This is a genomic window from Marivirga lumbricoides (assembly GCF_014636295.1).
GTDB lineage: Bacteria > Bacteroidota > Bacteroidia > Cytophagales > Cyclobacteriaceae > Marivirga > Marivirga lumbricoides.
The window spans coordinates 205,090-217,569 of record NZ_BMEC01000007.1 but is presented as its reverse complement, the minus strand read 5'-3'; the positions used below and the strand labels follow the sequence as shown (position 1 = coordinate 217,569).

Annotated in this window: 8 protein-coding genes; 5 read left to right on the top strand and 3 right to left on the bottom strand. The window is 36.5% G+C overall.

Features of this window, described 5'->3' with window-relative positions; all coding sequences use genetic code 11:
- Positions 1–33 precede the first annotated feature (33 nt).
- Together IEV85_RS12340 and IEV85_RS12335 are read right to left on the bottom strand one after the other, a co-directional pair.
- Positions 34–201, bottom strand: a complete 168-nt coding sequence (locus tag IEV85_RS12340; RefSeq protein ID WP_188463740.1) for a hypothetical protein — start codon at positions 199–201, stop codon at positions 34–36.
- 495 nt (positions 202–696) lie between these two features.
- On the bottom strand, positions 697–6,123 hold the full coding sequence (locus tag IEV85_RS12335) for a PAS domain S-box protein (RefSeq protein WP_188463738.1): 5,427 nt from the start codon (positions 6,121–6,123) through the stop codon (positions 697–699).
- Between the two features lie 254 nt (positions 6,124–6,377).
- Between IEV85_RS12335 and IEV85_RS12330 the strand changes: the two genes are divergently transcribed.
- From IEV85_RS12330 to IEV85_RS12310, 5 genes are all read left to right on the top strand, one after another.
- On the top strand, positions 6,378–7,043 hold the full coding sequence (locus tag IEV85_RS12330) for a ferredoxin reductase domain-containing protein (RefSeq protein WP_188463736.1): 666 nt from the start codon (positions 6,378–6,380) through the stop codon (positions 7,041–7,043).
- Positions 7,044–7,051: 8 nt separating this feature from the next.
- Entirely contained in the window at positions 7,052–7,726 is a 675-nt protein-coding gene (locus tag IEV85_RS12325; RefSeq protein ID WP_188463734.1) for an SDR family NAD(P)-dependent oxidoreductase, read from the top strand.
- A 162-nt stretch (positions 7,727–7,888) separates the two neighbouring features.
- Positions 7,889–8,602, top strand: coding sequence for a cyclic nucleotide-binding domain-containing protein (locus IEV85_RS12320; protein WP_188463732.1), 714 nt, complete (start codon positions 7,889–7,891; stop codon positions 8,600–8,602).
- Between the two features lie 103 nt (positions 8,603–8,705).
- The gene (gene rlmN, locus IEV85_RS12315) at positions 8,706–9,794 is read left to right on the top strand and encodes a dual-specificity RNA methyltransferase RlmN (RefSeq protein ID WP_188463915.1); all 1,089 of its coding nucleotides are present in this window, start codon (positions 8,706–8,708) and stop codon (positions 9,792–9,794) included.
- Positions 9,795–9,924: 130 nt separating this feature from the next.
- Positions 9,925–11,244 carry a DEAD/DEAH box helicase gene (locus IEV85_RS12310; protein ID WP_188463730.1) on the top strand — a complete coding sequence of 440 codons (1,320 nt, stop codon included), beginning with the start codon at positions 9,925–9,927 and terminating at the stop codon, positions 11,242–11,244.
- 27 nt (positions 11,245–11,271) lie between these two features.
- Here the strand turns inward: IEV85_RS12310 and IEV85_RS12305 are convergent, their stop codons facing one another.
- Entirely contained in the window at positions 11,272–12,474 is a 1,203-nt protein-coding gene (locus IEV85_RS12305; RefSeq protein ID WP_188463728.1) for a DUF3999 family protein, read from the bottom strand.
- Between the last annotated feature and the right edge of the window lie 6 nt (positions 12,475–12,480).

Below are 12,480 nucleotides of genomic sequence, written 5' to 3'. Positions count from 1 at the left end.
AAAGGACTCTCTGTGAATGGAACTTTATTCAGACTATTTATTCAATTTCTCATTTTGCTCTTCTATAGTATACGTCATTCTTTTAGTAATATCCTGAATTGGCTCATTTATAATAAAAATTTTCAATCTTTCTACACACTCCCCCAGCGCTTCTTCTAAAATTGGCAGACCTTCACCACGCCAAATACCTTTAATAGTCATTGACAAAATTGCTCTTTCACATATCCATTATTTCCTCACTGCTGGCTTCGTTAACATACAGTAAAGGAGATACTGCACATTGAATAACTACATAGGCTGAGGGCTCATGGGGAAAAGACCATCATACTTTTTTAAAAAGTTGAATAACATCAAATGTAGTAAGACAATTAAAGAATTAACTGGATTTGTATCAGAGTTCATGCACGCTCTAAAACATGTGATAGAATGCACTCTTAAAATAATCATTTAATAGAAGAAATCATTATCTTCAACAACAAGAATTTTGTATTACCTAATCTATTTCCAATTTATATCGAACATGACCTAATTTAGCTATGAATGGAAATTCATTATTCACCTGTAGAACATATGTAAAACTTATTTTAACGCCGGAAAATTATAAAACAATTCCTTACCAAGAGTATCGATGTAATATTTACCAGACATCTTCTTTCTACTCCTTAAGCACACATATATACTGCAACATTCCCACTATTAACCTTTAGGCACTGTGAAGTAAAAAGTAGTCCCCTTGCCCACTTTTGATTTCAGCCAAATCCGTCCTCCATTATTTTCTATTATTTTCTTTACAATTGAAAGACCCATTCCAGATCCTTTGTACTTATCTTTGGTATGTAATCTTTGAAAAATAATAAATATTTTTTCAAAGTATTTTTCTTCAATTCCTATTCCATTATCCGCTACAGAAAACACATAAGAATCCTTTGTGCTTTTAGCAGAGATAGTAATTTCCGGACTTACATCATCCTTACTGTACTTTAATGCATTCCCTATCAGGTTCTGAAACACCTGTAAAAAAGGAGCCTTTTGTAGCTGTATATCTGGAAGGCTCTCAACTACTATTTTGGCTGAAGTTTGGGCAATAGTTCTTCTTTGTAATAACTGTGCTTCGCTTACAAGCTCTTTAACAGGTAATTTCCCACTTTCATCTACGTTCCTGCCTGCTCTTGAAAACTCTAGCAAATCCAATATAATTTGCCTCATTCTTTTAGCCCCGTCAACAGCAAAATAAATGTATTTCTGTGCTTTTTCGTCTAGTTTGTCACTATATTTATTTTCTAACTGCGCCAAAAAACTGGTAATCATTCTCAAAGGCTCTTGCAAGTCATGCGAGGCCACAAAAGCAAATTGCTCAAGCTCAGCATTGGAAACAGCTAATTCCTTAGCCCTTTTATCAAGCGTTTCATTGAGGCTTTGTAAAGATTGTTCAAACTCTTTTCTATGACTGATGTCGGTCATAGCTCCCAGTACTCTTGTAACTTTTCCTCTCTTGTTTCGGAGAAAAATGGCACGATCAATTACATAGGCATAGGTACCATCAGCTTTTTTAAACCTAAACTCCTCATACCAATTCACACTACTCTTTTCATTCATAAATTGCTGAACCTTTACCGATACCCTATCCCTATCTTCAGGATGGATGAAGCTTGTCAATAATTCAAAAGATGGCTTAATAACAGTTAAATCGTGCTTAAAAAGAGTTTGAAATCCTTTACCCCAAAAAAGTTCATTATCTACTACGTTATAATCCCAAATGGCATCATTAGTAGCTTGTGTTACAATTTCAAAACGTTCGTTCGATTGCCTGATAAGCTCTTCTGCTCGCTTTCTTTCAGTTACATCTTTAAAAAAAGCTGACAATCCTTTTGCAGAAGGGTAAGCACTTACCTCAAACCATTTATTATTTGAAGTTATATATTCTTCAAAATGCACAGTAACCTGCTCCTTTAAACATTTTTGATACATTTTATAAGAAAGGGAATCAGTTGCATCACCAAATACTTTCCATATGTTTTTATTGAGCACTACTTCTTTCGGGGTATCCAGCAGTACTTCTGCTTTTTCATTCCAGTAGGTTACTATCCAATTTTTATCCAGTGCAAAAAATCCATCGCTAATACTTTCAAGAATCATATTCTTCTCTTGAAAAGCAGTATATAAATCCAGCTCTGCCATCTTTCTTTGGTGAATGTCCTGAAGGCTACCATATACCCTGACACATTCGCCTTCCAAAAGATCCGCACGACCTATTAACCTGATCCACTTTTCATTCCCTTTAGCTGTTTCCAATAGCAATTCAAGATCGAAGTCTTCTCCATTATTAATTAGCTTATCAAAAGCAACTTCAATATTTGACCTGCTATCAGGCGTATAAAAATCAAACCCTTTACTAAAAGTAGGTATGTAGTTTTCATCTACTTCTAAAATTTCCCTGGTCATATCTGACCAATACATTACTTCATTGTCAGGCTCTTTTAGATCCAACTCCCAGTTACCAATCAGAGCTATCTGACTGGATCTTTCCACCAAATATTCAAGTTCTTTTTTTTCAGTGATATCAATAATAAAAGAATCCCAGAGGATAGCTCCATTTTGTAGTTTTTGAGGTGTTCCGTATGCCTCATGCCACACCACAGCACCGTTAGGTAATCTACTTTTATATTGACAATGCCAACGATCCATCGTTTCGGCTGATACCTTAAGAGACTCTTTCACCTTTACCAGGTCTCCTGCACTTTCGGCTTGCTTCCAGATAATACTTATATCATTCATGCATGTATCAGCGCTATGTCCCCAGAGTTCTTTGGCGCCTTTGGAAAGAAAGAGAATCTTTTCAGATTTATCAGGTAATAAAATGTATTGAAAAATAGCTCCGGGAACATTATCAGCAATATTTTGCAAACGCAATTCTGCTACTTTTCGCTCATGAATATCTTGAAAACTCCCTATAATTTTCACACATTTTCCATCTCTGAATTCCGGCTTCCCCATACTTCTTACCCAGCATTCATTCCCTTTAGCTGTGATTATAGGCTGCTCAAAATCCCATTCCTTATTTTGTTCGATTGCAGCATTAACTGTTTCTCTAACAAACTGCCTTACGTCTTCTCTGTAAAAATTGATCCCCTCTTCAAGATTGGGTATGTAATTTTCATCCACTTCGTGTATTTCCCTTGTTATTTTAGAGAAATAAAGAGTTTCATTTTCAAAATCCAGTTCCCATCCTCCAATTCGGGCCAGACTGTTAGCGGACTGTAAAAGGTTCTCAAGTTTTCTCTTCTCGGTAATATCTCTTCCATAAGCAAATGCAAGCCCCTCGTTGTTGTATATTTTAGATGAGTTCCACGAAATCCATCTTTGCTCCCCATTTCTGGTTACGTACCTGTTAATAAAACTATCCGCCTCTCTCAGGCCGACTATTGTTTCTGCATATTCCTGCTGAGTCTGGGCACGGTCTTCCGGAAGTATAAAATCAGTAAATTTTCTCTTGGTTAACTCTTCTTCCGAATAGCCCATTAACTTACAAAAAGCTGGGTTAACTCTCTTGAATTTACCATCAGCACCCGCTACACTTAAGATATCCGGAGCATTGTTGAAGAACTGGAAAAACTCATCCTCAAGCATCTTTCTTTTAATTTCTATACCTAATTGTGTTTCCAGTTCCTTGAATAAAAATTCATAAGAGCTCAATGCCTGTTCAGGAAGCCTGGATAAGAAAACCATTACTCCAACAATGGAATTATTATGAAAGAGAGGTATACCTAATCCTGATTTCAGACCTATTTTTTTCGCTGCTTTATTGCGTAAAAACAAATCCTTATTATCCAGATCATTCCAGAGGACAGCTTTCTTAAGTTCCCAAACCTTACCAGGCAAACCAATCCCATATTCAAAATTGATTATATCCAGACTTTCTTCATAAAATATTTGCCCATCCCTATCATTTGCATACTTAGCCAGTAAGTTCACCTTCTTCTTATCCTCATCCAGCAACCATGCTTCAGCCAAAAATATCTCTCCGAACTGAACTAAACGCTTTAGCACCTTCTCCAGAGTAAGTTTTAAGTTGATTTGCTGATTAAAAAGCTGGCTGATCTCATTCAAAAGGTTTTTCTGTAGTTCCTTTCTTATTTGAACAGTTACATCTCGCTGCACAGCAATCCAGTGAGTAAAAACACCTTCTTCGTTTGCTACAGGAACCACTGAAAAATGAACCCAATATTTCTCACCATTCTTCTTATAGTTGACAGTCGTAATTTCATGAGAATGCATTTTTCTTATGGCTGAGCTAAGCTCCTTAATAGCCACTTTATCGGATTCAGGCCCCTGTAAAATCCTGGGTGTTTTTCCAATCACCTCAGCAGGCAGGTATCCCGTCATTTTAGTGAAAGCCTCATTAACATAGATAATACGTGGACCAGGCTCATCTACAGGCTGCGCTTCAGTAATGACAATGGAATCATTTGCATTGGTCACCACTCTTTCCATTAGCTTTAACCTATGTTCTTCTTTTTTCTGTTCCGTACGGTCGCGCAACACCCCAATCATGCGCTTAGGCTTACCTTCACTATCCCTTATTAAATGCCCAATTTCTTCCACATGAGCATAAGTGCCATTCCCTCTCTTGAAACGAAATTCCCTGTTCCACCTGCTTTGTCGCTTATTTGCCAAAAATGCTTCCCAACTTTTGTCTGTATGCTCATGATCCTTAGGATGCATCAGGTTTGCCCAATCCTGAAGACGAAAGGTCTTGTTTTTATAATTGTGAAGAAAAATTCTTTGAAAGCCCCCTCCCCATTCAAAAATATCATTTTCTACGTCCCAATCATAAATGGCATCCTCTGTAGCCCGGTTAACATAATTATACCTCTCATTGCTTGAAAATAGCGCCTCGCCTTTTTGATGGTTTTCCAATATAAGACTTAATAACGTAGCGGAACGTTTAAAAAAATTCAGTTCCTGCTGCGAGGGCTCTTTAATGCTCGGGTAATAATTGGCAAATGTAGCCACCACCTCCTTTTTATAGTTAAAGATTGGTTCTGACCAACAGCTCATTACTCCATTTTCCAATGCCAAGCTTCTGTAGTCTCTCCAAAGCGGATCTGCATTAATATCTGACACTATTACTCTTTCCTTTCTGAAAGCTGCCGTACCACAAGAGCCAGCAGCTTCACCAATCTTCTCTCCTTCAATAGCTTCAATATAGGGTTTGGGTAAAGAGGGCGATACAAGATTATAAAGTTTTCCATCATGCACCATTAAAATAGAAACTTTTAATCCTTCAAATATAGCTTCTAAGCCCCTTACATATTTGTATAACAAACCTTTAAGGTTAAAAACCATCTGAATAGATGCTTCCATTGTTTTTCTTTCAAGTACATCCAGTTCTTTAAGCAACTGATCTTCTGTTACATCATTGAAAATCAACATAATACAATCCTCTTGATTGTAGCTGAACCGATAGCCGGAAAGATGCATTTTTACTGTAGCGCCCTTGCTATTCTTTAAGTTCCAAACACCCAATTCAACAATATTATCATTATCTTTGAATTGCTGCTTTATTTCATCAAACCGTTGCTTATCAATAGAAGTGAATAAATCGGTAAGGACCCAACCACTTAACTCCTGGCGGTTAAAGCCCAGTTTTGACAATGTCGCCTGGTTTACTTCCAAAATACTAAATGTACTAAGAGAGCAAATAATATTAGGTAAAGGGCTATGGTGAAATAGATTCCTGTAGCTTTCATTTTCCTTCATTCTTCCTATTATCACCTCTTTATCAGAATCAAGAACATTGACATAACAAAATGCTTCCTCTGATGAAGCATTCCAACGAGCTACCCATTCTACCTGAACTATAGAGCCATCTTTAGCAATCATTCTATTGATGAGCCTCTGCGATTTAGTGGTGGCATTAAGTGTTTGAAAGAAAGCCTGATTAGCTCCTGCATCCTCTTCAGGCACAAAATCAACTATAGATTTATTCATCAATTCCCCTTTTGTATAACCTAAAAAGACATGGGCTGCATTTCTAAGCCATGTGAATTGACCTTTTATATTTATAGAACAAGTCAGATCATTTGACTCTTCTATTAACTTGCTAATCTCTTTGGCTGTCATTTCAGTAATTCTAAAATATTATGAATACTATGGGTAATTTAGTTTATTGAGAGATGTTCACTTTTCTTACTTCTTCATAAACTTTATAGCACATTCAATATAGTAAATTCACTATTAAAAGTGTAAAAAATCGAAGTAATTCTATAGTTAAACCGGAAGAGCCCTATAAGAGAATTAAACAAATTACTTCTATTCCGTTAATAGTTAAAGCAGTTATCATTTTTTACGCACTAATTAAATTTAGAATTGAAGATATGGCACACACCGTTAAAATTAACAAAATCAGATCTGTTACACACAATGTTAAACAAATCACCACAGAGAAACCGAAAGGCTATACTTTTACACCAGGCCAGGCTACAGAAGTATCTCTTAATAAGAAAGGCTGGAAAGATGAAAAAAGACCCTTTACCTTTACTTCTCTGCCTGAAGATGATTTTTTGCAATTCACTATTAAATCCTACAGGGACCATGATGGAGTAACCAACCAAATTGATGGCTTAGTTGAAGGAGATGAGTTAATTATTGATGAAGCATGGGGTGCCATTAAATATAAAGGAAAGGGTACATTTATAGCTGGTGGAGCAGGCATTACCCCTCTGCTATCCATTATTAAAGATTTGGATAAGAAAGGTGAAATTGAAGGGAATAGCCTTATATTTTCTAATAAAACCCGAAAAGATGTAATTCATGAAGGTTATTTTCAAGATGTATTGGAAGATAATTTTACTTCTACTTTAACTAAGGACAAAGCTGAAGGACATGAGTCAGAGACTATAGGTATGAATTTCCTGAAGAAGCATATAGAAGATTTTTCTCAGGAGTTTTATGTATGCGGGCCGGAGCAAATGGTAAAAGATGTATCGGAGGCTTTGGAAATGCTGGGCGCTAATGTTGACTCTATTGTATTTGAAAAGTAATAGTGGCTATGAATATTTTAGTGAGTGGAGCAAATGGCAATTTAGGTTCAGCTGTAGTTGAACATCTTACCAACCAGGGTAAAAATATTTGGGCTCTTTATGGTAAGGAAGAGGCAACAAAAAACGATAACCCCTCTATAAAAAAGCATGTAGTAGATTTAATGGAAGCTGAAGCTGCTGAAAGTACAGTAAAAAACATGAAGGAGGAGATGCAAATTATTCATGCCGCTGTACTTACAGTGGGTGGGTTTGCCATGGGAGACATCAGTAACACGTCTACTAAAGATATACATCACCAGATCAGTCTTAATTTTGACACTGCTTATCACTTGGTGCAACCTCTGTTGAGAAACATGGAGAAAGGCGGAACTATCTTTTTAATAGGGGCAAAACCTGCTTTAAATACCGATGAGCTAAAAGGAAAGTTAGCATATGGACTATCCAAAAAAATGGTATTTACCTTAGCGGAAGTAATTAATGCCGACACTGAAAAGCATGGCATCAGTTGTTCTGTTATTGTGCCTGATATCATAGATACTCCTCCTAACAGAGAGAGTATGCCCAAAATGGATTTTACCAAGTGGGTGAAGCCTAAAGAAATTGCTGAAACTATCAATTTTTACCTGGATAATTCTTACCTAAGGCAAAACATCATAAAAGCTTATGGCTCATTAAAAAGTTGAAAAATTCGGGAATGAACATTTAATATTGACAGCAGGCGTGTAAACTCTTAATTTTCTTTAAATAATAGGAGCTATCGACTTTAAATTGTTTATAAATAATTGCTACCTTTATAGTATAGTATAAGCTATTTTTTTCACCTGACAGAATAAATTTTTCTCATTATGTCCAAAAAAGTTAAGAATATTCCTTGCGAATTGTGCTTAAGCAGACGAAAATCCATGTTTAATGATTTACCTCATGAGGCGCTGTGTACTTTGTCAGAGAAAAAGAGTACACTATCCCACAATAAAGGCCAGATTTTGTTCCTTGAAGGTACCTTACCTATGGGCTTATTTTGTATCAGCGAGGGCAAAGTGAAAATCTTTAAAACGGATGATTCCGGACGTGAGCAGATTGTAAGGCTGGCGAAAGAAGGAGATTTTCTGGGCTATAGAGCTTTACTTTCCGGAGAAAACTACAACTCTTCAGCAACTATTCTGGAAGAGGCTAAAGTTTGTTTTATTCCTAAAAGTAGTTTTAAAGAATTAATAGGCAAGGACACTAACTTCCAAAACAGATTAATGCAGGCTGTTTGCCACGATTTAGGAATAATGGAGCAGAAAATGGCTGACATGGCTAATAAAACGGTTCGTCAACGTTTAGCCACCACTTTGCTGATGCTTAAAAACTCATATGGTATTGATGGCGATGAGAAAACTGAAATTGACATTGCCTTAACCCGTGAGGATCTTGCCCAGGTAGTAGGCACCGCTACTGAAACAGTAATAAGACTACTATCAGAATTCAAAAAAGACAACCTAATAGATATCAAAGGGAAGAAAATTGCTGTTCTGGATGAAGAAGGACTGGCTAGGGAAATTAATCTTTTTGCCTAAAAAGGATTTCTGACTAAAGGTTTTTTCTCTGTAAATTCACTGCCTGAGTGAACTATTTTATTTGCTTTCTGCTTATGTGGGCTAATTAATGTAAATTTGCATGATGCAAACGGAGGAAAAAGCTACTTTACTACCTAAAGAAATTATTGAGGTAAACCTTTCAAAAAAGGACATCCGAAAAATGTCCGTGGAAGAAATAGCCGAAGAACTAACCGCTAAAGGAGAAAAGGCTTTCAGAGCCAAGCAAATTTACGAGTGGTTATGGGTAAAGTCTGCTGCATCATTTGAAGACATGACTAACCTCTCAAAAGATTTGAGAGAGTGGTTAAGTGAAAACTTCTGTATTAACAGGATTACTATTGCATCCAAGCAGGTGAGTAATGACCGCACCATTAAAGTAGCTTTTCGCCTTCATGATGGCAATGAAGTGGAAGGCGTTTTAATTCCAACGGAAAGTAGAATGACGGCCTGTGTTTCCTCTCAGGTGGGTTGTTCTTTAAGCTGTAAGTTTTGTGCTACCGGATACTTGAAAAGAATGCGAAACCTGGAAGCTGCTGAAATTTACGATCAGGTAGTGATGATTAAAGAGCTGGCTGAACAGCATTATGGCATTCCGCTAACCAATATTGTATACATGGGAATGGGGGAGCCACTGCTGAACTATAAAAATGTATTGGAGTCAATTGAACATATTACTTCTGAAAAAGGGCTGCATATGTCTCCAAAGAGGATTACAGTTTCCACCGCGGGAATTTCAAAAATGATTATGAAGCTTGCTGATGATGATGTAAAGTTTAACCTGGCACTTTCCCTGCATGCAGCTAATGATGATAAGCGTAGCAAAATTATGGCTATCAATGATAGTAATAACCTTCCTATTTTGAGGGATGCTTTGCAATACTACTATCAAAAAACCAAGAATAGAGTTACTTTCGAATACTGCGTGTTTGATAATTTTAACGACACACTGGAAGATGCCAAAGAGCTTTGGCAGTTTACTAAATACGTACCTGCTAAAGTTAATCTGATAGAATATAATCCAATTGACCAGGCAGACTTCGTAAACACAGGGGCAGATAAACTGGATGCATTTGCAGCTTTTTTAGAGAAGAACAAAGTAACTGTAAACGTAAGAAGAAGCCGCGGCAAAGATATTGATGCAGCTTGCGGACAGTTGGCTAATAAGCACTGACTTCTCTCTCCACATTTACTTAATCAATTCCTAAAACTATTATCTTAACCGTATTAGTTGCATATCTATTCTTTTCCTATTGAATAAGCTTTAGTTCAAATTATCCATAATTTAACCCTAGCTTTGCAACATGGCACAAGCAATAAAAAATCAGCAGGAAATTTTAGCTAAAATGGGTATTTCCCAGCTCAATGCAATGCAAGAAGAAGCCTTGCAAATTATAAGAGGTGCCGAAGAAACCATCTTACTCTCACCTACCGGAACGGGTAAAACAATTGCTTTCTTATTACCTATTCTTGAAACTTTAGGTGTTAAGCTTCAAGAGGTTCAGGCTTTAATTTTAGTACCTTCCAGAGAATTAGCCTTACAAATTGAGCAGGTAGTACGTGAAATGGGAAGTGGCTTTAAAGCTAATGCCATTTATGGCGGAAGAGCCGGAGCCAAAGACAAAGAAGATTTAAAGCACAAACCTGCCATTTTAATAGGTACTCCCGGTCGAATTGCCGACCATATAAGAAGAGAAACTTTCCCACTCAATTTCATCAATACTTTGGTATTGGATGAGTTCGATAAATCATTAGAGGTTGGGTTTGAAGCTGAAATGAAAGAGATTGTATGGAGCCTGCCTAATGTGCAAAAAAAGATACTAACCTCTGCTACGAAAGCCGGGGAACTGCCAGCCTTCATGGCATTACGACAGCCCTTTTATATCAATTACTTAAAGGAGGGTGTCAATGAATTATCTGTTAAAATAGTGAAATCACCTGCTAAAGATAAGCTGGAAACACTAGGTTTAATAGTTCAAAAATTGGGTAACCAGCCGGGTATTATCTTCTGCAACTTTAAAGATAGTATTGAAAGAGTGAGTGATTACTTAGCCAAAATCAACATTAGCCATGGTAATTTCTATGGTGGGCTGGAACAAAGAGACAGAGAGCGCTCATTGATTATGTTCAGGAATGGCACTTACAATTTATTGCTCGCTACAGATTTAGCCGCAAGAGGAATAGATGTGCCTGAAATAAAATTTATTATCCATTACCATTTACCAGTAAAAGCTGAAGAATTTACTCATAGAAATGGCCGTACTGCACGAATGAACCAATCAGGAACAGCTTATGTGTTGCAGGGTGTAGATGAAAAACTCCCGGATTTTATTGATGCCGAAACGATTACTTTGGAGCAAATAAAGCCTGAAGAGATTAATGACGAAGTAGAATGGACTACCCTATTTATTTCCGGTGGCAGAAAGGATAAAATTTCGAAAGGTGACATAGCAGGTCTATTTCTAAAGGAAGGAAACCTCAGGAAAGAAGAACTTGGCGTAATTGAGCTAAAGCAAGACTGTGCCTTTGTGGCTGTAAGGGCTGAGAGGGTAAAACTGATTATTAAAGAGTTAAATAATAGTAAACTCAAAAAGAAAAAAGTGAGGATTACTGTGGTGGAGTGAGCAGCAATATGTCAAAGACAATTCGTGCTATTTCTTTCTTAGCATGCTAATCGAAAACCATGCAAGTAGTATAATAATAATTACCATTACTGACCACAGCCAAACCTTATTTTCAAAAATAGGGCTTGCTATCGACACTTTTTTTCTTTCAACTATGATTTCATCTCCGATTTCCAATGTGCGTAAATCGTCAGGAATTTTATTGGCAAAATACTTAATATCATATTGTGCCCTACCTGGTGAATCCCTTCCGTAGGTCATAAAATACTTAGCAGGCTCATTAAATCGTATTACTAATTCATGTACATAAGCTTTCATTACTATAGCATCAATTTTTAACGGCTTATTATCTCCATTATAAATAACTACTTTAATCTTTTGCAACTTAGCGCTACTAAATGTAAACTCATTTTGTTGAAGTGAATTGAGGGTACCAGAAGTCAAGGTTTGGTATTTGTACTTCCAGCCTTGTTGCGTCTCAACACTATCTGAAAGATATTTTATAGAAATGGGTCTAAAGTAGTCAATACTATCCGTAATATTGATTTTAAGATAACTAACAGGCATCACTGCCGGCAATTCAAATTCTATAATGCTTTCTGTGGTTTCTTTGTTTTTCTCAACTGATATTTCATCAATATGATAAGTATTATATCTGCCTTCACTAATTTCATTTTGAATCATTTTTACTGCTAACAGTTCAAGCTTCTCTTGTCCTTTCAATAATAATCGGAAAAAGATATAATTTGAGTTGGGAAATTTAACTTTTGTAAATTCATAATCAGTTAAGTCATTTTTTATGGCTAGAACTCTATAATCATCTAAGATTGTAAACCACTCTTCCTGATCTCGATTCCCCTCTAGCTTTATTGTTCTATCAAAATTTTCCTTATCAAATTCTAATTGAACCTGATTAATTTCTTTCTCTACAGGCACTTTAAAAATGTAATAATATCCTTCATCAGTATAGGAAGTATTAAGTTTCTCAAAGGCTACTTCACTTTGCTTGGTTTGTTCTCTGGCAATTTGAAGTAAATATGGAGCCTCAATTGTATCATTGCCTTCTGTTATTCCGAGAATTCTGATATCTGCAAAATCTGAAGAAATTTTCCCGAAGATTTCTTCCGGCAGTATAATTTTATGCCATAAGTTTGAAACACCATGGATTTCACGTTTATATTTATACTGTTCATTTTGTGCATAGCCAACCGAAGCGTTAAGTAAAAGCAACAAGAA

What these genes read in the sequence shown, in the direction of transcription:
- IEV85_RS12340 (WP_188463740.1), bottom strand. Translation starts at nt 201, where the DNA reads ATGACTATTAAAGGTATTTGGCGTGGTGAAGGTCTGCCAATTTTAGAA.
- IEV85_RS12335 (WP_188463738.1), bottom strand. Translation starts at nt 6,123, where the DNA reads ATGACAGCCAAAGAGATTAGCAAGTTAATAGAAGAGTCAAATGATCTG.
- IEV85_RS12330 (WP_188463736.1), top strand. Translation starts at nt 6,378, where the DNA reads ATGGCACACACCGTTAAAATTAACAAAATCAGATCTGTTACACACAAT.
- IEV85_RS12325 (WP_188463734.1), top strand. Translation starts at nt 7,052, where the DNA reads ATGAATATTTTAGTGAGTGGAGCAAATGGCAATTTAGGTTCAGCTGTA.
- IEV85_RS12320 (WP_188463732.1), top strand. Translation starts at nt 7,889, where the DNA reads ATGTCCAAAAAAGTTAAGAATATTCCTTGCGAATTGTGCTTAAGCAGA.
- rlmN (WP_188463915.1), top strand. Translation starts at nt 8,706, where the DNA reads ATGCAAACGGAGGAAAAAGCTACTTTACTACCTAAAGAAATTATTGAG.
- IEV85_RS12310 (WP_188463730.1), top strand. Translation starts at nt 9,925, where the DNA reads ATGGCACAAGCAATAAAAAATCAGCAGGAAATTTTAGCTAAAATGGGT.